The sequence below is a fragment of the Hymenobacter gummosus genome, from assembly GCF_003970915.1.
In the GTDB taxonomy this organism is placed as follows: Bacteria; Bacteroidota; Bacteroidia; order Cytophagales; family Hymenobacteraceae; genus Solirubrum; species Solirubrum gummosum.
The window spans coordinates 169,082-188,192 of the sequence record NZ_RXOF01000002.1; the positions used below are offsets into that span (position 1 = coordinate 169,082).

Annotated in this window: 18 protein-coding genes and 1 other RNA gene; 11 read left to right on the plus strand and 8 right to left on the minus strand. The window is 66.6% G+C overall.

Annotated elements, in window-relative coordinates:
• Positions 1-551: 551 nt before the first annotated feature.
• From dgt to EJV47_RS04065, 5 genes are all read right to left on the minus strand, one after another.
• Positions 552-1,952 (minus strand): dGTP triphosphohydrolase, encoded by a 1,401-nt coding sequence (gene dgt, locus EJV47_RS04045; RefSeq protein WP_126691864.1) that lies wholly within the window; start codon positions 1,950-1,952, stop codon positions 552-554.
• Positions 1,953-1,983: 31 nt separating this feature from the next.
• A complete protein-coding gene (locus EJV47_RS04050; protein ID WP_126691865.1) occupies positions 1,984-2,304 on the minus strand; it encodes a hypothetical protein in 321 nt (106 codons plus the stop codon).
• A 17-nt stretch (positions 2,305-2,321) separates the two neighbouring features.
• On the minus strand, positions 2,322-2,798 hold the full coding sequence (locus tag EJV47_RS04055; protein WP_126691866.1) for a DUF6705 family protein: 477 nt from the start codon (positions 2,796-2,798) through the stop codon (positions 2,322-2,324).
• A gap of 184 nt (positions 2,799-2,982) precedes the next feature.
• Positions 2,983-3,303 carry a hypothetical protein gene (locus EJV47_RS04060; RefSeq protein ID WP_126691867.1) on the minus strand — a complete coding sequence of 107 codons (321 nt, stop codon included), beginning with the start codon at positions 3,301-3,303 and terminating at the stop codon, positions 2,983-2,985.
• A gap of 184 nt (positions 3,304-3,487) precedes the next feature.
• Positions 3,488-4,177, minus strand: a complete 690-nt coding sequence (locus EJV47_RS04065) for a DUF1361 domain-containing protein (protein ID WP_126691868.1) — start codon at positions 4,175-4,177, stop codon at positions 3,488-3,490.
• A gap of 207 nt (positions 4,178-4,384) precedes the next feature.
• On the opposite strand from EJV47_RS04065, the gene EJV47_RS04070 reads away from it, so the two are divergent.
• Entirely contained in the window at positions 4,385-6,415 is a 2,031-nt protein-coding gene (locus EJV47_RS04070) for an ABC transporter substrate-binding protein (RefSeq protein WP_126691869.1), read from the plus strand.
• 333 nt (positions 6,416-6,748) lie between these two features.
• Positions 6,749-8,635: a DUF4153 domain-containing protein gene (locus EJV47_RS04075; protein WP_126691870.1), complete on the plus strand. Its 1,887-nt coding sequence runs from the start codon at positions 6,749-6,751 to the stop codon at positions 8,633-8,635.
• Positions 8,636-8,703: 68 nt separating this feature from the next.
• On the opposite strand, the gene EJV47_RS04080 is transcribed toward EJV47_RS04075, so the two are convergent.
• Entirely contained in the window at positions 8,704-9,186 is a 483-nt protein-coding gene (locus tag EJV47_RS04080) for a hypothetical protein (protein WP_126691871.1), read from the minus strand.
• A 271-nt stretch (positions 9,187-9,457) separates the two neighbouring features.
• Positions 9,458-10,990 carry a glutamine-hydrolyzing GMP synthase gene (guaA, locus tag EJV47_RS04085; RefSeq protein WP_126691872.1) on the minus strand — a complete coding sequence of 511 codons (1,533 nt, stop codon included), beginning with the start codon at positions 10,988-10,990 and terminating at the stop codon, positions 9,458-9,460.
• Positions 10,991-11,203: 213 nt separating this feature from the next.
• On the opposite strand from guaA, the gene EJV47_RS04090 reads away from it, so the two are divergent.
• From EJV47_RS04090 to EJV47_RS04130, 9 genes are all read left to right on the plus strand, one after another.
• Positions 11,204-11,941 (plus strand): hypothetical protein, encoded by a 738-nt coding sequence (locus EJV47_RS04090; protein WP_126691873.1) that lies wholly within the window; start codon positions 11,204-11,206, stop codon positions 11,939-11,941.
• A gap of 87 nt (positions 11,942-12,028) precedes the next feature.
• Positions 12,029-12,886 carry a T9SS type A sorting domain-containing protein gene (locus tag EJV47_RS04095; protein ID WP_126691874.1) on the plus strand — a complete coding sequence of 286 codons (858 nt, stop codon included), beginning with the start codon at positions 12,029-12,031 and terminating at the stop codon, positions 12,884-12,886.
• 439 nt (positions 12,887-13,325) lie between these two features.
• Positions 13,326-13,423, plus strand: an RNA gene (ffs, locus tag EJV47_RS04100) — signal recognition particle sRNA small type.
• A gap of 138 nt (positions 13,424-13,561) precedes the next feature.
• Entirely contained in the window at positions 13,562-14,452 is an 891-nt protein-coding gene (locus EJV47_RS04105; protein WP_126691875.1) for a T9SS type A sorting domain-containing protein, read from the plus strand.
• 184 nt (positions 14,453-14,636) lie between these two features.
• A complete protein-coding gene (gene fsa, locus EJV47_RS04110) occupies positions 14,637-15,293 on the plus strand; it encodes a fructose-6-phosphate aldolase (RefSeq protein WP_126691876.1) in 657 nt (218 codons plus the stop codon).
• 89 nt (positions 15,294-15,382) lie between these two features.
• Positions 15,383-15,586, plus strand: coding sequence for a fructose-6-phosphate aldolase (locus tag EJV47_RS04115; RefSeq protein ID WP_126691877.1), 204 nt, complete (start codon positions 15,383-15,385; stop codon positions 15,584-15,586).
• 114 nt (positions 15,587-15,700) lie between these two features.
• Entirely contained in the window at positions 15,701-16,408 is a 708-nt protein-coding gene (locus EJV47_RS04120; RefSeq protein WP_126691878.1) for a cell division ATP-binding protein FtsE, read from the plus strand.
• Positions 16,408-16,899, plus strand: coding sequence for a hypothetical protein (locus EJV47_RS04125; protein WP_165903611.1), 492 nt, complete (start codon positions 16,408-16,410; stop codon positions 16,897-16,899). Before EJV47_RS04120 ends, EJV47_RS04125 begins: the two co-directional genes overlap by 1 nt.
• An 18-nt stretch (positions 16,900-16,917) precedes the next feature.
• A complete protein-coding gene (locus EJV47_RS04130; protein ID WP_126691880.1) occupies positions 16,918-17,814 on the plus strand; it encodes a glycosyltransferase family 2 protein in 897 nt (298 codons plus the stop codon).
• Between the two features lie 185 nt (positions 17,815-17,999).
• On the opposite strand, the gene EJV47_RS04135 is transcribed toward EJV47_RS04130, so the two are convergent.
• Entirely contained in the window at positions 18,000-18,905 is a 906-nt protein-coding gene (locus EJV47_RS04135) for a hypothetical protein (RefSeq protein ID WP_126691881.1), read from the minus strand.
• Between the last annotated feature and the right edge of the window lie 206 nt (positions 18,906-19,111).

The window sequence follows — 19,111 nt, forward strand, 5'->3', positions numbered from 1 at the left end:
AAAGGTAAACCGCTGATTTATGTGATTTCGCTGATGACGCTGATTTGGGTAGCGGCGAGGTGGTGGGGGCGTGCGGAATGACGGTGGGGAAGGTCGACGGAACGGTGGGAGGCTGCGGAATGACGGTGGAAGCGGGCGGAATGATGGTGGGAGGCCGCGGCGAGATGGTGGGAACGTGCGGCATGACGGTGGGAGCGTGCGGAATGATGGTGGGAGGGCGCGGAATGACGGTGGAAGAGGTCGGCGAGGTGGTGGAAGGGGTAAGCATGGGGCCGCCTTAACAGTCATTGCGAGGAGGCACGATATTCTGCGCATCAAGCGGCGTCAACTGTAGGAAGGCGTAGCCAATCGTTCTTTTTATAGCACAACGGTTCGATACCTGCGGACTGAAAACGCCCCACCCGAAACTGGCATCTGTAGTTTCAGGCGGGGCGTTTTTGGGCTGACGGGTTTTCGGGCTGACTGGTTTTCGGTTGCTGCCAGTTGGGCCGTCGTGCCGCGAGGGGAAAGATTGCTTCGGCTCCGCCTCGCAATGACAGCGGGTGCTACCGTCAGAAGCCTTTGGGCAGGTCGAGGCCGTGGATGGTGCGGTGCAGGCTCAGGGCGTTCTGGTCGGTGAGGGCGCCGACGTAATCGGTGAGCAGGATGATCTGCTCGTAGGCGGAAAGGCCCTGCTGGGGGCCGAGGGCGCGGAACTGGGCGGGCAGCAGATCGAGCAGCTTGCGGGAGCGGAGGCTGGCGGTGGGGTCGAAGGTGGCGTGCAAAAAGGCGTGGAGCAGGCCGGCCAGCACCTCGTAGCCGGCGGCTTCGATCTGCAGGACCGGGCGGCTGCGGTAGAGGTGGCGGGCGGTGAGCTGCTGCACCTGCTGCAGCTCGGGCCAGCAGTCCAGCTCCTGAATCAGGCAGGCGTCGTAGCGGCCCTGGAGCATGGCGGGGGCGTGGCGGGCGAAGACCTGGGCGGTTTCGGCCAAGAGCTTGCCGATGAGGCGGGCGCGCAGGTAGCCCAGCTCCTCGCGCCAGTCGAGCCACTGCACGGTGCGGGGGCGGTCGGCGGGGTCGGCGAGGATGCTTTGCAGCAGCTGCAGGCCGGTTTCGGCGGGGATGAGGCCGAGCTTGACGGCGTCCTCGAAGTCGATGATGCGGTAGCAGATGTCGTCGGCGGCTTCGACGAGGAAGGCCAGCGGGTGGCGGTGGTAGGCGCCGGAGCCGTCGGCTTTTTCGAGCAGGCCGAGGTCGTGGGCTACGTCCTGGAAGCGGGCGGCTTCGGCCTGGAAGTAGCCGCCTTTCCGCTCACTGGCCCCGCCGTGGCGGTCGGCCTCGGGCAGCAGGGAGGGGCGCGGGTACTTGGTGAAGGCGCCGAGGGTGGCGTAGGTGAGGCCTAGGCCGGCGGTGCCGGTGCTGTGGGCGGCGTAGGTGTGGGTGAGGACGCGGAAGCCGGCGGCGTTGCCCTCAAAGCGCTGCAAGTCGGCGCGCTGGGCGGCGGTGAGGGTGCGCACGAAGGGCTCGGCGGCGGGGCTGAGGAAGTAGGCCGAAATGGCGTCCTCGCCGGAGTGGCCGAAGGGCGGGTTGCCGATGTCGTGGGCCAGGCAGGCGGCGGCCACGATGTCGCCGCAGTCGGCGTCGAAGTAGGGCAGCTGCTCGGCCAGCTCCTCGTCGGCTTCCATGAGCAGGCGCCCGCCCAGGCGGCCCAGGGAGCGGCCCACGCAGGCCGTTTCGAGGGAGTGGGTGAGGCGGGTGTGCACGAAGTCCGTCTCGGGCAGGGGCATGGTCTGGGTGCGGCGCTGCAGGCGGCGGAAGGCCGAGCTGAACACGACCCGGTCGTAGTCCTGCACGAAGGCCCCGCGCACCGGGGCGGTATCGGAGACGATGTGCAGCTGGGGCTGCTGGGGGTAGCGGCGGCGCGAGAGCAGCCGCGGCCACGACATGGATTCGGGGGCGGAGGCGAGGTGCATGGGAGGGGCAAGATACGCAGGGCGGGGCGCCTCACCCCCCGGCCCCTGCTCCAAAGGGAGGGGGAGCCGGACGAGTAACGGTTGCCACCGTTTCGACCAGGTGAATCAGTGCCAGTTGGCCCTGTACCGTTACCGTCTGGCAGTACACGTTGAGTACGCCGTCGAGGCTGACGGGGGCTTCCTCCGCCAGCCTCTTTTGCAACTGCTGCCAGGAAGCCGAATCGAGGCCGGGAATTAGCTGATAGTCCAGCTGGGCCGCCCATTGCTGCAGAGCTAGGTGCGCGTCGGGGGCTGAAACCTGGGCTACGTAGTTGCCGCCGCGGTAGTCGAGCAGGGCGGTGTAAAGGGGCATAGCAGAGGGTACAGCGTTTATTCCACCCGCGTCAGCTCGAAGCGTTCGGGCAGCTGAAAGCGCCGGGGCCGGTTATCGTTGATGCGGACGGTTTCCAGCTGTTCGAGCTGGGTCCAGCGCAGCAGGTTGCCGTTGCTGGCGTCGGGGCGCAGGGCGGCTTTGACGTGGTTGTAGCCGGCCTGGTCCTGAAAAATCACGTGCTGCTCGCTGCTGGGCCGCACGAAGCCGAACGGGGAGCCGCCCTGCCGGGGCCGGGCGCAGGTTTCGTCGACGACCCGGCCGCGGCGGGTGAAGCGGTAGCAGCCGAGCATGACGGGGTAGGGGCTGGGCTTGCCGTCGGGCAGCAGGTAGTTGCGCACCTCGCGCAACTGAATGCGGAAGACGGTAGAATCGGTGCGGTATTCCCAGGCGCCCACGTAGGGGTTGGGCGTTTGGGCCGGCGCGGGGCCGAAGGGCAGCAGCGCGGCCCAGCTAAGGGGGAAAAGAAGCAGCATTGGGGAGAAACCGGGGAAGAGACGGTGGGCGTCTTCCACACGGATTTCCGGGGCCTGAGGTTGCTGCCGGGGTGGGCGCCTCACGGGACCCCCACGGGGCACGGCCCCCTCTCCGAAAAAGGAGAGGGGGAGCCTGACGACTGGGTTATGGGTAGGGGCGTAGAGAAGGGAGGAACCGTTGGGGTTACAAGGTATACTCCAGATAGTAGGCCCGCTGCTGTTGGGCGTCGTACCAGATGTACTGAAACCACCGGCCCTGCTCGGTGCGCCAATGGGCGGTCAGGCCCCGCTCGGCCCCGGCGGGCCACCAGGCGAAAGGCTGCAACAGGCCGGACGGGTCGGCGCGCACGGAGTCGGGGCGGAGGTGGTTCTGTGCCACGAGCTGCCGGAACGTAGCCGGGCGGCAGCGGAAGGAAAATAGGTACTTCGAATCGGCGCCCAGCTCATCGGCAAAGCAGTAGAGCTGCTGCACGTCGGGCGGGCAGGGCAGGTTTAGGTGTTCCATGAACCGCCGGCGGTTGAAGCGGGTATCGGGCTGGTCGGCGTCGTAGTGGTGGAACAGCCGGTCGGTGAGGGTGCGGGTGGTTTCAGCCAGCCGGTGCTTTAGCCGGCCGCAGCCCGTGCTGCCAAGAGCAGGGCGCTGCCCAGCAGCCCGATGGTCAGTCGGCGGTGAATCGGGAACATGGTCATTACTCCTCCGCTGCCACCTGCAGCCGCCCGAGGGCCCGCACGGTGAGGTAGCCGAGCAGCAGGAACACGCCCAGCAGCAGGGTCACGCCCCAGGCGCGGGGGTGGTGGGCCGGGCGCAGCAGGGTGTCGAGGATGTCGTAGGCCAGGGAGAAGGGGTTGGTGACGATGTCCCAGCTGTTCCAGCGCAGGAAACGGCCCAGGTACACCCCGTAGGCGCTCAGCATCAGCGTAAAGGTGCTGAAGGCCCAGCCGGCGGCCCAGCTCAGGCGCTCCTCCACGAAGCGCTGCATATCGAGCAGGGAGGCGTAGCCGAGCATGAGTCCGTTCCAGGCGGCGGTGAGAATGAGCGTGAGGTCGTACCAGCGCGGGCTGCCGGGGTACTCGCCCAGGTGCAGCAGGTCGGTGAGGATGTAGGGCGCGTTGGGGAAGAACAGCAGCCAGAGCGCGCCCACCGGCAGCAGCCAGCGGCGGCGCGTCTCGGGCGTCATCAGGCCCAGCAGTAGGGTAAGGCCCAGCGGAATGGCGGCCAGGAACAGGTTCCAAAGCAGGAAGACGAAGGAGACGCGGTGGGTGAGAAATACCCGGAATACGATGAGGGCCAGGCTCAGGGCCAGGGAGGCGCCGAGGATGAGCACCAGGCCGAAGCGCTGCCGCTGCTGGGCCGAAACGGTAGGGAATAAGGTGGTCATAAGGGGTAGTAGGGGTTGGGCGAGGCGGCTTAACGCGCCGGGGCCGGTGAAACGTATGGCGGGGCCCGCTAAAATTAAGCCATAACGCCAGCCGGGCAAGCCGCCGGGCGCGGGGGCTGAATCATGGCCCCGCCCAACTACGTACCTTTGCCCGCCGGGCCGTCGGGTAACGGCCCGCTTGTCCTCCCCGTTGACCACTTTTCCCCTATGCGGTCCTCTCTCGCGTGTGCATTGCTGCTGACGGCGCTGGCCGGCCCGGTCCGGGCCCAGCAGCCGACTCCGGCCAAACTGACTACCGCCAAGCCGGCGCAAACCAAGCCCACCGCCCCGCCGGCTAAGCCGGCGGCTACGCCCGCCAAGCCCGCTACCACCGGCACCGCGCCCAAGCCTGCGGGCACCACCGGCACCAAACCCGCCGCGGCCACGCCCGCCAAGCCCGGCATGACGAGCCCGGCCAAGTCCGCAACCGGCGCGGCGGCCAAGCCCGGCACCACCACGCCCGCCAAGACCCCGGCGGCTACCCCGGCCACCTCCGCCGCGGCTACGGCCAACCCGCCCGCGCCCAAGCCCGCCGCCAAGCCCGCCCCGCCGCTGCCGGCTAATCTTGGTTCTCAGGACCCCGACACCCGCTACCGCAACGGCAAAACCCTCATCGACCAGGGCCGCAACGACCTGGCCCTGGAGGAGCTGCTGCCGCTGACCGCGCCCAGCGCCAAGTACCGCCGCGGCCCCGAGGCGGCTTACCTCTACGCCGTGGCCGCCAGCCGGGCCCGCAAGTGGGCCGAGGCCGAGCAGATGCTCAACCTGCTGCGCAACGAGTACTCCCAGTGGCCCGGCCTGCCCGAGGCGCTGTTTCTGCAGGGCCAGGTGTCCTTCGAGCAGGGCGACACCGACAACGCCCTGAAGGTGCTGGGCCAGCTGCCGCCCACGCAGCTGCGGGCCCAGCGCGTGGCCATGGAAACCAGCTACCTGGCCCGCCTGCGCGACAAGGCCCTCTGGCAAAACCTGGTGCGCCGCTACCCCCAGGACACCACCCTGGCCCGCGCCTACGCCGAGCAGCTGGTCTTCGGCGGCCTGTACACCGACGCCGACCGCGGGCAGCTCGACCAGCTAGTGCAGCAGTACGGCCTCGACCGCACGCGCTACACCCCGCGGCCCCGGCCCCAGAAGAAAAACAGCTACAACGTGGCCGTGCTGCTGCCCTTCGAGTTCGACGACCCGAGCTGGGAAACGCGCCGCCGCCTGCAGTTCGTGACGGACCTGTACGCCGGCCTGAAGCTGGCCCAGGACTCATTGCAGCGCGAAGGGCGGCTGCTCAACCTCTACGCCTACGACACCGGCGCCGACACCCTGCAGCTCAAGCAGCTCCTGCAGCAGCCCGAACTGGCCGGCATGGACCTGATTATCGGGCCGGTGTATAAGTCGGGCGCCAAGATTCTAGCCCGCTACGCTCAGCAAAACCAGATTGTGGCCGTGAACCCCCTCTCGCAGGACGGGGCGCTGGTGCAGGACAACGCCTGGTACTACCTCTTCGAGCCGAGCACCGCCACCCAGGGCCGGGCCGCGGCCGAGTACGCCTACCGCACTTTCGCCGGGGGCCGCCCGGCCGTCATCTTCCACGAAGACACTAAGGACGAAGCCGCCTTTGCCGAGGCCTACAAGAAAACCTACGAGGCCCTGGGCGGCAAGGTGCTGGCCGTGCGCCGCATCGACTCCGACAACCCCGAAAGCCTCAACGCCGGCTTCGGCGGGCTGGACCTGAAAAGCGCCGGGCACCTTGTGGTGGCCTCCGACCACCGCAAGGCCGGGCCCTACGCCCTTAGCCTGATGCAGAGCCAGGCCCTGACCATGCCGCTGATTGCCTACGCCTCCTGGCAGGAAAACCCCAGCATCAGCCTCGGCCAGCTCGACCGCCGCGACATTCACTTCCTGCAGCCCAAGTACCTCGACCCGCTGGCCCCCGGCGTGCGGCGCTTCCGTCAGCTCTACACCCAGCAGCAGAACATTCCGCCCTCGGTGTTTGCCGCCTCGGGCTTCGAGCTGATGTACTACTTCGGCTCCCAGCTGCACCAGAACGGCCCCGCCTTCCAGCAGCCCCTGGCCAATTCCGGCCCCGTGTCGGGCATGCTGTTCCAGGGCATCGGCTACCCCCAGCAGGCCCACGACAACCAGTACGTGCCCATCACCAAGCTGGAGCGCCTGGAAGTGCAGGTGCAGAACCCGGTGGGGATTCGGTGATTTGGTGAGTTGGTGAAATGGTGAGTTTGACGTTCTGGCTGCGCGACAAGCTCAGTACTGGCCTCCCGAACACCAAACTCACTATTTCACCACCTCACCATTTCACCGCCTAAACGGCCCCGGCAGCATCTGTTGCCGGGGCCGTTTAGCTTTGGGGCTGATAAATCGGGTGCCGGAGCCGTCCGGGCGGCTCATTCTTCGCCGCTCACCGGATGCGTAACCGGCTCGTAATACCGCGCCGGTTGTGTTGTTTTGATAACGTTCCGATATAGCTGTCAGAGTTGCGCCGTTTGAACGGCCACTCACCATTTCACTATTTCACCATCTCACCGGATGCGTTTACCCTCCGTGCAAGCGGCGCTGGCCACGGCCGCCGCGGTGCTGCGCCGCTTTCCGCTCACCCTGCTCTGGGCCTTCGTGCTCGGCGGCGCGGCTATCCGCCTGATTCACTTCGACTCCGACCGCATACCCAACAACGAGCCCGCTTGGGCGTTTCCGGTGCTGTCGACGGCGGGGCTGGGCCTCTCGCTCACGCTGGCCCTGGCCTTGATGGCCGAGCGGTACCGCTGGACCGCTGCCGCCCGCTGGGGGGCGCAGGCCGGGGGCGCCGCCCTGCTGGCCGCCTGGTACGCGCTGGCCCCGACCGAGCCCGACCTCAGCTGGGGGCTGCGCCTGTTTCTGCTGGGGCTGGGGCTGCACTTGGTGGTGGCGGCCGGGCCCTACCTCTCGGAGCTGCGCCGCCGGGCCGATACGCCGGGCTTCTGGCGCTACAACGAGACGCTGTTTCTGCGCTTCCTGCTGGGCGGAGTGTACTCCGGGGTGCTGTTCGTGGGCTGCGCCCTGGCCCTGGTAGCCGTCAAAAAGCTGTTCGACGTGGATGTGCCGGAGTATTGGTTCGGCTACCTGTTCGTGACGCTGGGCACCGTGTTTAATACCTGGTTTTTCCTGGCCGGCGTGCCGCAGGACTTCGCCGCGCTGGAAGCCGAAACCGGCTACCCCAAGGGCCTGAAGCTGTTCACGCAGTTTGTGCTGCTGCCGCTGGTGGTGCTCTACCTGGCCATCCTCTACGCCTACCTGGCCCGCATCCTCGTCACCTGGACGCTGCCCCAGGGCTGGGTGTCGACGCTGGTGCTGGCGCTGGCCGTGGCGGGCATCTTCGCCCTGCTGCTGATTCACCCCATCCGCCACGCGGCCGAAAACGCCTGGATTCGCACCTTCGCCCGCTGGTTTTACCGGGCGCTGTTTCCGCTGCTGGGGCTGCTGGCCGTGGCCATCGGTACGCGGGTGCGGGCTTACGGCATCACCGAGGAGCGGTACTTCGTGCTGGTGCTGGCGGGCTGGCTGCTGGGCATGGCGGTGTACTTCCTCTGGCGGCGCGGGCAGGGCATTATCTGGATTCCGGCCTCCCTGGCGGTGGTGGCGTTCCTATCAGCCGGCGGGCCCTGGGGCGCCTTTGCCGTGGCCCAACGCAGTCAGCTGGCCCGCCTGCGCGCAACGGCCACCCAGTACGGCCTGCTCACCAACGGCCGCTTCGACGCCCGCCGCGCCGCCCAGCTGCCGGATGAAGCCCGGCGCCGCCTGTGGTCCGGCTTCGACTTCTTCGTCGACCGGCGCGAAACGGCGGCGCTGCAGCCCCTGTTCACCGCCCGCCTGGCCCTGCCCGATTCGCTGCGGGGCAAACCCCGCTGGTGGCAGAAGGAGGAGCTGCAGGAGCAGCTGGAGCGGGCCACCGGCATTACCCGCTACGGCACCGCCGAAGACGGGACAACCACCGTGCGGTGGCACACCTTCCAGCTCCGCAACCCGCAGGTGTGGCCGCTGGGCCCGGGCCGCTACTGGCTGAACGGGTTGGACATGCGGTACGGGCAGTCCGGCGACCAGCAGCTCGGGACGGCCGCGCTGCCCGAAGGCACCTTCCGCCTCCAGGCCAGCCGCTACGGGCGGCAGCTGCAGCTCCAGCAGCTGGCCGCCGATAACCGCTGGCGGCCGCGCATCACCCTGCAGCCCGGTCGCCTGGCCGATTCGCTGGTGGCGGCCCACTCCGCGCCGGGCGAGGTAGAGCCTAATAAGGAGCTGCCCGCCGCCACGCTCACCCTGCGCGGCCAGCAGGGCCCGCTGCGGCTGCAGGTGTTTCTGCGTCAGCTCAATCACCGGCAGCAGGATACCCAGCGCGTGGAGCTGCACTACGAAGCCCAGGCCCTGCTGGAATTCGCCCAGTAGCCGTCAGCCCGACGCCCGCAACTGAAAAAGGCCCCCGGCAACAAGTGTTGCCGGGGGCCTGTATACTATCAGCCAGCAGTGGGCAGCCGCACGGCCCGGGGCGCCGCCGACCACGCGGCGGCCCGGGGCAGTTCGGCCCAACCCGGCCGCTGCGGCGCCTGCAGGCCCAGGCCGTTGCCGTTGTCCGGCGGCAGCGGGTCCGAGAGCTGGTCGGGCAGCAGGCTCAGCTGCGAAGGCGTGAGGGCGCGTTGCCGCTCCTGCTCGAAGAGCACCTGCACCTCGTGCAGCAGCACCGGCCGCACCGGGCTGTCGGGGGCATATTCGCGCAGTACTTGCTCGCGGCGGGTCAGCAGGCGTTCCTGGGCGTGGCGCAGGCGCACGTACTCCGCCTCGTTGAGGTGGGCAACGGCAATGAGCGGGTGCACCTCGCGGGTGGCCTCGTAGGCTAGCTGCAGGTAGTGGGGCGGCTGCTGCCCCTGCAAGTAGGAGGTCTGCGCTGCGGCGGGCACGCCGATGCCGCCCAGCAGCAGCAGGGAAATGAATCGTTGCATTAGGTGGTGGTAAGGGGGTGGAAGCAGGGGCACCGGTAGTCGGATTGCACCGTGCCAAGAATAATACTGTCGGCCAAACCGTGAATCTTCGCTGATTTGTTTCCTGAATCGGGAAAAATTTCCCGATTTGGGATAACTGCGTAGCGCCGCGCTTCCACCCCAATTCCTCCTCATTGCTCGCAAAAAAAGGCCGCTCCGGGGCTGGAGCGGCCTTTTTTTGCCGAAACAAAGGCGCAGGTTTTTCGGGGGGCGTCCGTATTTATTCGGGGGACTATTCCCACTCAATCGTCGCTGGCGGCTTCGACGAAATGTCGTAGACCACGCGGTTGATGCCGCGCACCTGGTTGATGATGCGGTTCGACACCTCGGCCAGGAACTCGTAGGGCAGGTGGGCCCAGTCGGCGGTCATGCCGTCGACGCTGGTGACGGCGCGCAGGGCCACTACCTGCTCGTAGGTCCGCTCGTCGCCCATCACGCCCACGCTCTGAATGGGCAGCAGGATGGCGCCGGCCTGCCACACCTTCTCGTAGAGGCCGTGCTGGTGCAGCGCGTCGATGAACACCGCGTCGGCGGCCTGCAGCAGGCGCACTTTCTCGGCGGTGATGTCGCCCAGGATGCGGATGCCCAGGCCGGGGCCGGGGAAGGGGTGGCGGTGCAGGATGTGGTGGGGCAGCCCGAGCGTTTCGCCCACTTCGCGCACCTCGTCCTTGAAGAGCATGCGCAGCGGCTCCACGATTTTCAGGTTCATCTGCTCCGGCAGGCCGCCCACGTTGTGGTGGCTCTTGATGGTCACCGCCGGGCCCTTCACCGACACCGACTCGATGACGTCGGGGTAGATGGTGCCCTGGGCCAGCCACCGGGCGCCCTCCACCTTGTGGGCTTCGCGGTCGAACACCTCAATAAAGGTGCGGCCGATGGCCTTGCGCTTCTGCTCGGGGTCCGAGAGGCCCTTCAGCGCGTCGTAGAAGGCCTCCGAGGCGTCCACGCCGGTCACGTTCAGGCCCAGGCCCTGGTAGGAGTGCAGCACGCTCTCGAACTCCTCCTTGCGCAGCAGCCCGTTGTTGACGAAGATGCCGTGCAGGCGCGGCCCGATGGCCCGGTGCAGCAGCAGCGCCGCCACCGACGAATCGACGCCGCCCGAGAGGCCCAGGATTACCTGGTCGTCGGGGCCGATGGTGCGCTGCAGCGCGGCCACCGCCGTGTCCACGTAGTGCTCGGGCGTCCAGTCCTGGGCGCAGTGGCAGATGTCGACCACGAAGTTGCGCAGCAGCTGCTTGCCCTGGGTGGAGTGCGTCACCTCGGGGTGAAACTGGATGCCGTAGGTGGGCTGGCCCTGGATGTGGTAGGCGGCCACGGCCACTTCCGGGGTGCTGGCAATGATGTCGTAGCCGGCGGGCAGGGTCTTAATCGTGTCGCCGTGCGACATCCACACCTGCGAATCCAAGCTCAGCCCGTGCATCAAGGGCGACGCCTGCTCGATGTGGTGCAGGCGGGCGCGGCCATACTCGCGGATGGTGGCCGGTAGAACTTCGCCGCCGCCCTGCTGGGCCAGCAGCTGGGCCCCGTAGCACACGCCCAGCACCGGCACCCGGCCCAGGTACTTCGAGAGGTCGGGGTTGGGCGCCTCCGGGTCGCGCACCGAGCAGGGCGAGCCCGAAAGCACAACGCCCCGGATATCCTCAGTGAGGTCCGGGGCGTGCGTGTATGGATGAATTTCGCAGAAAACGTTCAGCTCGCGGATGCGCCGCGCAATGAGCTGGGTGTACTGCGACCCAAAATCTAGAATCAGAATCTGTTGAGGCATGGGCAAAGGTAGGGCCGCAAACCCTTGCCATCCAAGCCGCCGCCCGGGCCGGCCAGTAGGGCCGGGGCCACCAGCGGGCCGGAGTTGCACCCGGATAAGCCCGGCTTACACTTTCCCGCTAAATACTGCTAAACGCTGATATAGAGTTGCTTTGAATAGGTGGAATTCGCTTTCTTACACCAACGTCCTGAATACTGCTCTCCCCTTACCTGCGTGCAAAAACTTTTACTCCTACTGCTTCTGGCGGCTCCGGCCGCGTATGCCCAGCGCCCCGATGCCCCCCGCGCCACGCCCGTGGCGCGCCCGGCCTGGCAGGGCGGCCTGCTCCTCGGCCACGACTTGTTTCGCGTCACCAACCAGCGCCCCGGCTTTGCGGTGGGCCAGTACCGGGTGGTGCCGCGCATGAGCACCCCGTCGCAGGGCTTCCGCATCGGCTTTTGGGGGCGCTACAACTTCGGCGCGGGCCGCCGCTGGCTGCTGCAGCCCGAGCTGAGCTACTCCCGCAACCAGAGCTGGCACCACGTCACCAATAATGCTCCTCCGCCCCCGGCCGGCGCGCCCGCCACCACCGATTTCGCGGTGATGTCGACCGGGCAGGACTGGCAGCGGCTCAACCTGGCCCTGCCCGTGGGCTACCGCCTCACCGGGCGCTGGCTGGTGCTGGGCGGCCCGGTGCTGGCCTGCCGCATTCCTACCGCCTACGAGCGGCTCGACCAGGATTATTCCCGCCGCATCGTGGGCAGCATCAACCACAGCATGCGCCGCACGGGCCTGGCCTGGCAAGCCGGCGTGGGCTACGAGGTAGGGCGCGTCCTGCTCACGGCCCGCTACGAGCGCAGCGTGCTGCGCGTGGCCCAGCGCATCGAGCTGGATGGCGAGCAGTACCCGTTCCGGCACTTCGCCACGCAGGTGAGTTTCGGCATGGCGCTGCGGGTGGCGCCGCTGCGGTAAGTGGGGATTGACGCGCCTTGAGGCCCGCCGGGGATTTCGTGCGTAGTTTTCAGGCCACCTATTGCACACCCTGCTTTTCCGCCCCCCATGCACAAACCTTTACTCCTCTGGGCCGGCCTCGGCCTACTGGCTCCCGCGGCCGTACACGCGCAGGTGGTTACCGTCAGCGTCGGCACCTCGTCCTCGGTCCTGAGCCCCATCAACCACAATGCCCCCTACCAGGCGCAGGAGTTTATCTACCTGCAAAGCCAGCTCAACCAGGCCGGCTCCATTACCCGGCTGGCCTTCGAAAAGGCCAGCGGCAGCGACACGAACCCGATTACCAACACGGTTATCTACCTGAAAACCGTCGCCGCCACTGCCTTTACCACCGGCGTGCTCGACACTACCGGCTACCAGCGCGTGTGGGCCGGCTCGTTCCCGAACGCGGGCACCTCGGGCTACCAGGAAGTCACGCTGCGCACCCCCTTCCGCTACAACAACACCGATAACCTGGCCCTGCTCGTCATTCGCAACAACGGTAACGTGGCCTCTTCCTCCGCGCGGGCCCTGTGGCGCTACGACTTCATCAACACCCGTAACTCATGCCGGCGCTACTCCGGCGCCAACCCGCTGAGCGCCGCCACCTCCCTGGCCCAGACCGACGTGCTGGTAAACCTGCGCCTGACTTTCGGTAACCCCACGGCCTCGGCCAAGGAGCACTACCTCAGCGCCTCGCAGCTCTACCCCAACCCGGCTAAGACCGAGCTTTACCTGGCGGCCGAGCAGCCCGCCCGCCTCTGGGTGAGCGACCTGGCCGGCCGCACCGTGCGCGCCGCCCAACTGCTGCGCCCGGTAGGGGGCCGCATCAGCCTGCCCGTGGCCGAGCTACCGGCGGGCGTGTACCTGCTGCACCAGCAAGCCCCCGATGGCACCGCTATTACCCAGCGCTTCGTGCGCGAGTAGTGCCCGGCAAGTGGGCCCGGTGCCGCAAGTCCGGCTCCGAAGCCGGGTTTAAGCCGCTGCCCAGACTGGCGCCGCTGCGTTGCCACTCCTTGCCTGATTATGCCAGGAGTGGCAACGCAGCGGCGCGGTACTTTTTTGTGGTGTATGCGGGCACGACCAGCGTCGGCAGCTGTGCCTGAGTGCCGCGCACCCGGTGGAAGTGATGGTTGCGGATGGGGTGGGGTGGTTGGTCCGGCCCGGGGCGGCAGCCCGTGGGCGGGCAGATCAGCCTTTGCGGAGCCGATTTGCCTGCCGGGAATTATTATTTGCGCCCCCGCACGGCCAATGGAGCCGTTATCATTCAGCCGTTTGTGGGCAACTAACCCGCGAAAGGGCCGCTCAGAACAAGGTTTTTTGCGCTGACACTTGTTTTAGCTCTGGGCGCCGCCTTATCTTTGCACCGGCGAATCAGTACGACCAGCTCCCGCTGAACTCCCCCAGGACCGGAAGGTAGCAAGGGCAGGCGGTTGTAGCGGTGCGATACTGGTTCGCTTTTTTTTGCCCCTGCCATAGCGGTAAGCCGGGTTTCTGGCGCAGAGTCCGTATCTTAAGGTACCACGGCGGCACGGCTTTCGGGCCGGCCCCCCGGCCCGGGCAGGACTAGCCTGCGCCTCGGCTACCTAAGATCGTACTGCTATGCTGCTCCCGCTGAGTGCCCGCGCCCTGTGCTTATCCATGGCCTGCTCGCTGGGCCTTGCTCTGCAACTGCGCGCCCAGGGCGGCGGGCAAGCTACGTTTGGCACCGATACGGGACCGGAAGTGGTAGTTAACCACGCCGACGCCAACGGCGTGTACGAGGCGCTGTATCTGCGCAGCGCCTTTCGCAGCATCACCCAGGGCGGGCATATTGTGCAGCTGGCCTTCGATAAGGGCAGCGGCACGGATACCAGTCCGCTCACCAACGTGGTGCTGTACCTGCGCAACGCCAACGGCTTTAACGGCGGCACGCTGGACACCACCGGCTACCAGCGCGTGTTTCAGGGCAGCTTCGCCAATACCAGCAGCGCCATTCAGACCGTGCGCCTGGACCGCTCCTTTTACTACGACTATGCGGGCGGGCTGAGCGTGCTGATTCTGCGCCGCGGGGGCAACGTCAACAACGTAGCCGGGCAGCGGGCCTTGTTCCGGGGCGGCTTCGGCCAGGGGCAGGCCACCGCCCGCGCGGGCAGCGGCGCCGCGGCGTTTCCCGCGGCCAGCACCGTGCTGACTACCTCCACCACGGTGGCTAATCTGGCCGTGTTTTACGGGCCGGCCACGGCCGCGCGCCCGGCCCGGGCGGCACTGGGCACCCCGCCAAGCCCGCAGCCTGCTACCGACGTAGTAGCGCTGGATTTGCCCGATCTGGCCGGGGGGCCGGTGCGCGCCCAGCTGACCGACGCCTGCGGCCGGGTGGTGACGCCGCCGCGCGCAGTAGCCGCCCGCGGGCAGCGCTGGGAGCTGCCCCTGGCCGGCCTGGCGCCGGGCCTGTACCTGCTGCAGCTGCGCAGCGGCCAGCAGCACACCACTTGGCGGGTGCTGAAGCAGTAAGACCTTCTAAGAAGAAGGCGGGCAATTATTTCGGCCGACCGGCGTCGATGCCGATGAGGTGAAGGTGGGCTCTAGCGGCCATAACCGAAGGAAAGCGGAGCTAAAATCCGGGTAATCCTCAACATCCGCCCTAATCCGTGATTAGCTTTGCGCCACATTTCGTTTCAAGCGTTTACTTCCCCGGATGAAATTTTTCATTGACACCGCCAACCTGAAGGACATTCAGGAAGCCGTAGAGCTGGGTGTGCTCGACGGCGTAACCACCAACCCCTCGCTGATGGCCAAGGAAGGCATCGGCGGCGTGGACAACGTGATGGCCCACTACAAGCGCATCTGCGAACTGGTGGACGGCGACGTGTCGGCGGAGGTGATTGGCACGACTTACGAGGAGATTATCCGCGAGGGCGAGGCCCTGGCCGAGCTGCACCCCAACATCGTGGTGAAGGTGCCCATGATCCGCGACGGCGTGAAAGCCATCAAGTACTTCTCGGAGAAAGGCATCAAAACCAACTGCACGCTGATTTTCTCGGCCGGGCAGGCCCTGCTGGCCGCCAAAGCCGGCGCTACCTACGTGTCGCCCTTCGTCGGCCGCCTCGACGACATCGGCCACGACGGCGTGCAGCTCATCGAGCAGATTGTGCAGATTTTCGGCAACTACGGCTACCCCACGCAGGTACTGGCCGCCTCGCTGCGCCACGTGCCGCACCTGATTCAGTGCGCCGAAGTGGGCGCCGACGTGGTAACCTGCCCGCTCAACGTCATCACCGGCCTGCTGAACCACCCCCTGACCGACAAAGGCCTGGCCACCTTCCTGGCTGACCACAAGAAAGTAAATGGCTAAATGGTTATAATGGCTGAATGGTTGGTTGTTCAACGACTCGTGTGAACAACCGGCCATTTAGCCATTTAACAGTTTGACCATTCCTCCCGATGTACATCATCAAAGTCAAAGGCAAGGCGAAGATTCCGGACTACATTCAGCTGCGCGACGCGGATTTCGTGCTCATTGCCTACTTCCGCGCCGACCGCCCGCTGAAGGACTTGCACCGCTACGGGTTGGAAGGCAAGGAAACCGAGTTGGCCGCCGTTATTGAGCAGCTGGAATTCGGCAAGCTGCAGCCGCTGAACATCTAGAGTATTAGGAGCTTGGGGTCTTGGGGGCGTGGTACACCAAGCTCCCAGGGCCCCAAGCTCCTTTTGCTGACGTAAGGGCTCCAGAACCCAGGACCCTAAGCCCCCACGCCCCCAATGGAAACTCTCCCCGCCGTAATTGAGCTGCGCGACGCGCGCATCATGCAGGACTTTCACACCATCCTGCAGGGCGTGACGCTGGAGCTGGCGAAAGGAGAGTTTGCCTACCTGGTGGGCCGCACCGGCTCGGGCAAAAGCTCCCTGCTCAAGACGCTGTACGCCGATTTGCCGCTGCCCGAGGGCATGGGCACGGTGGTGGGCTACCCGCTGCAAAAGCTGGCCCCGGCCAAGGTGCCCTACCTGCGCCGCAAGCTGGGCATCGTGTTTCAGGACTTTCAGCTGCTCTACGACCGGAGCGTGGCCCAGAACCTGTTGTTTGTGCTGCAGGCCACCGGCTGGCGCGACGGGGCCAAAATGAAGCAGCGCGTGCAGGACGTGCTCATGCGCGTGGGCCTGAGCAGCGTCACGACCAAGATGCCGCACCAGCTCTCGGGCGGGGAGCAGCAGCGCGTGGTCATTGCCCGGGCTCTGCTCAACGAGCCCGCCCTGCTGCTGGCCGACGAGCCCACCGGCAACCTCGACCCGGACGTGACCGACGGCATCATGCGGCTGTTCCTAGAAATCAACAATGCGGGCACGGCCGTGCTCATGGCCACGCACAACTACGAGCTGATTCACCGCTACCCCAAGCGCGTGTTCCGCTGCGAAAACGGCCGCGTCAGCGTCATCGACAACGAGGCGCTGCGGGTGAAAGGCAACTGGTAATGGCGGCTCCGAAGCGGCTGATGGCCGTGGCAACCTACGGCGCGACCGGGCTGCTCGGGGCCTTGCTGGTGCTGGCGTATCAGCGCCTGGAGCGGTGGACCTGCGCTGAGGCCCGGCCCATGAATACCCCGTCGCACTCGTTCGTGGAGCTGCAAAGTGGCGTGTCGCGCGGCAACGTGGCCGCCTACCACGAGCTGCGCACGGCTTACCTGGATATGGAGCCGGGGGCTTTTCTGCCCTGGGCGCTGCTGATGGCCAACCGCCACCGCTACCGGCCCGCTTACCTCGACGTGTACTACGCGCTGGATGGGCCCGTTGATAGCAGCAGCGTGGCCCGGCACTGGCTCAGCATCGACCCCGATACGCGCCAGCTGATGCGGCACTACCTGCGCAAGGCCGCCGGGGCCGGCGACGCGACGGCGCCCAAAATCCTGGCGGCGCTGGATAGCCGGGAAAAGCTCGGCCCCGCGCCGCCCGATACCGCCAACTAACTTCAAACCGCGCTGCCCGTGTCGTCGCAGGGACTTTCCGTGCTGATTCCGGTGTACAACTGGCCCGTGCGGGGGCTGGTGCAGGCCTTGCTGGCGCAGATGCCCGCCTGGCCCGGGCCGGTGGAAATTCTGCTGCTCGACGACGGCTCGGCGGCGGAGTACCAGGCGCAAAACCAGCCGCTGAGCGGCCTTTCCGGGGTGCAGTACCGCGAATTGGCGCAGAACGTGGGCCGCGCTGCCATCCGCAATCAGCTGGTGGCCTGGGCCCGGCACCCCTGGCTGCTGCTGCTCGACAACGACTCCTCCGTGCCCGATGCCGACTTTCTGCGCCGCTACGCCGCCGCGCTGCCCCAGGCGCCGGTGCTGGTGGGCGGCACTTGCTACGAAGCCCAGCCGCCCGCCGAGGCCAGCCTGCGGCTGCGCTGGCACTACGGCCGGCAGCGGGAGCAGCGCCCCGCCGCCCGACGCCAGCACGACCCCTACGCCCAGCTGACCATCAACAACCTGCTGATCCGGGCCGAGGTGTTCCGCCGCTTCGGCCTCGACGAGACGCTGACGCGCTACGGCCACGAGGACACCAAGTTTGGCTGGCGCCTGCGCGAAGCCCGGGTGCCCGTCGTGCACCTCGACAACCCCGTGCGCCACGACGGGCTGGAGCCGACCGAGGTGTTTCTGCGCAAAACCCACGACGCGGTGCGGAACCTGGCCGCCCTTTACCGCGCCGAAGGCCTGGGCACCGATTCGCGCCTGCTCCAAACGGCCCTGCGCCTGCGGCGCCTGGGCCTGGCCGGGGCGGCCCGCGCCGCGCTGCACGCCGCCGCGCCGCTGCTGCTCCGCCGCATCCTCAGTCCCGCCGCCCCCGATTTGCGCGCCTTCGACCTGCTCAAGCTCGGCTGGCTGCTGCAGGAGCTATAAAAAGGCGGCGCCACGACTTTAGGAGTCGTGGCGCCAGCACGCTTACTAAGCATTACGCCAGCCTTGACCAGCCGCTTAAAAATAATGGTGCCACAGCTTCGAGCCGTGGCACCACTGGGAACGAGATTCGTCCGCTAAGCCGAACGAAACGAAGTTCAGCGAAGCTAATCCGCCGAAATCCGGGATTAGTCGTTGTCGGTGTTTTTCACCTCCGACTTCACTTCCTTGTAGCCTTCCTTGGTTTTCTCGCCTACTTTCTTGGCGGCGTTACCGATTTTCTGACCGACGGTCTTGCCGGCGTCTTTCACGTCGGAGGCGGTGTTGCTGGCGGCCTGGCCTACTTTGCTCCGCTCGTCGCGGGTTTCCACTTCGGCTTCGCGGGCTTCGCCTTTCACGGCTTCGGCGCCCTGCTCGGCGCGGATGGCCGTTTTATTGGCCGACTTGATGCCGGCGTACTTCAGCTTTTCCTTCTGGATTTCGGCCAAATCCTTGGCCGGAATGTCGCCCTTCACCTTGTCGTAGGCTTCATCGAGGGCGCGCCACTCCATGTTGATGTACTGCCAGTCTTCCAGGTCGTACTTGCCGGCGTTGTCGTTGACGTTCTTCACGAACGACTCGTAGGTCTGGCGGGCATTGGCGGCCGTAATCTGGGCGGCGGCGTTCGAGGCGGTGTAATACTTGCCGGGCTTGGTGGGCATGGCGGCCGCTCCGCCGGCACTCATCGAGCCGCTGCCGTAGGCGGTGCTACGCTTGTCGTAGGCGGTGGTGTAGCGGGTTTTCAGCTGCTCGTACTCGGTTTTGCGGGCCTCATCCCAGCTGTTCATGTTGGCTTCGGCGGCGGCTACCTTGGCGTCGTAGTCGTTTTTCAGCTGGGTGGTTTCTTCGTCCCATTCGGCCTGGGTTTTGTTGCCCACGGCTTCAGCGTTGGCCTCGGTGTTGGCCACGAAGGTTTTGAAATCCTCGTAAGCCTGGTCGGTTTCGGCGGCGGCTTCCTGCTGGTCGGCGCGGTTGCAGCTGGTGGTGGTCAGCGCCGTGCCGCTGCTGAGCAGCACCAGGGCCAGGGCGTGGAGGGCAAAAGACTTTTTAAGCATGGTCGTAGCTAGGTTACGGTGGGGAAGGAATGAGCCCGCAGATTGCGGCAGCGGGCATTTGGGGCGCTAAACGCAAGCCCTACATAGCAGGTTACGCATACAGCGGCCGGGGCGGCTGGTTTTTTTGGCATTTTGCCGGTCCAAACCGGGCCGCCGCTACTGTTGGGCTACCCGCCCGCCTATCTTTAGGCCCGTTTCCCGGTCTG

Excerpts from the sequence above, each read along its gene's own strand:
- dgt (WP_126691864.1), bottom strand. The coding sequence starts at position 1,952 with ATGCACCTCGCCTCCGCCCCCGAATCCATGTCGTGGCCGCGGCTGCTC.
- EJV47_RS04050 (WP_126691865.1), bottom strand. The coding sequence starts at position 2,304 with ATGCCCCTTTACACCGCCCTGCTCGACTACCGCGGCGGCAACTACGTA.
- EJV47_RS04055 (WP_126691866.1), bottom strand. The coding sequence starts at position 2,798 with ATGCTGCTTCTTTTCCCCCTTAGCTGGGCCGCGCTGCTGCCCTTCGGC.
- EJV47_RS04060 (WP_126691867.1), bottom strand. The coding sequence starts at position 3,303 with ATGGAACACCTAAACCTGCCCTGCCCGCCCGACGTGCAGCAGCTCTAC.
- EJV47_RS04065 (WP_126691868.1), bottom strand. The coding sequence starts at position 4,177 with ATGACCACCTTATTCCCTACCGTTTCGGCCCAGCAGCGGCAGCGCTTC.
- EJV47_RS04070 (WP_126691869.1), top strand. The coding sequence starts at position 4,385 with ATGCGGTCCTCTCTCGCGTGTGCATTGCTGCTGACGGCGCTGGCCGGC.
- EJV47_RS04075 (WP_126691870.1), top strand. The coding sequence starts at position 6,749 with ATGCGTTTACCCTCCGTGCAAGCGGCGCTGGCCACGGCCGCCGCGGTG.
- EJV47_RS04080 (WP_126691871.1), bottom strand. The coding sequence starts at position 9,186 with ATGCAACGATTCATTTCCCTGCTGCTGCTGGGCGGCATCGGCGTGCCC.
- guaA (WP_126691872.1), bottom strand. The coding sequence starts at position 10,990 with ATGCCTCAACAGATTCTGATTCTAGATTTTGGGTCGCAGTACACCCAG.
- EJV47_RS04095 (WP_126691874.1), top strand. The coding sequence starts at position 12,029 with ATGCACAAACCTTTACTCCTCTGGGCCGGCCTCGGCCTACTGGCTCCC.
- EJV47_RS04105 (WP_126691875.1), top strand. The coding sequence starts at position 13,562 with ATGCTGCTCCCGCTGAGTGCCCGCGCCCTGTGCTTATCCATGGCCTGC.
- fsa (WP_126691876.1), top strand. The coding sequence starts at position 14,637 with ATGAAATTTTTCATTGACACCGCCAACCTGAAGGACATTCAGGAAGCC.
- EJV47_RS04115 (WP_126691877.1), top strand. The coding sequence starts at position 15,383 with ATGTACATCATCAAAGTCAAAGGCAAGGCGAAGATTCCGGACTACATT.
- EJV47_RS04120 (WP_126691878.1), top strand. The coding sequence starts at position 15,701 with ATGGAAACTCTCCCCGCCGTAATTGAGCTGCGCGACGCGCGCATCATG.
- EJV47_RS04125 (WP_165903611.1), top strand. The coding sequence starts at position 16,408 with ATGGCGGCTCCGAAGCGGCTGATGGCCGTGGCAACCTACGGCGCGACC.
- EJV47_RS04135 (WP_126691881.1), bottom strand. The coding sequence starts at position 18,905 with ATGCTTAAAAAGTCTTTTGCCCTCCACGCCCTGGCCCTGGTGCTGCTC.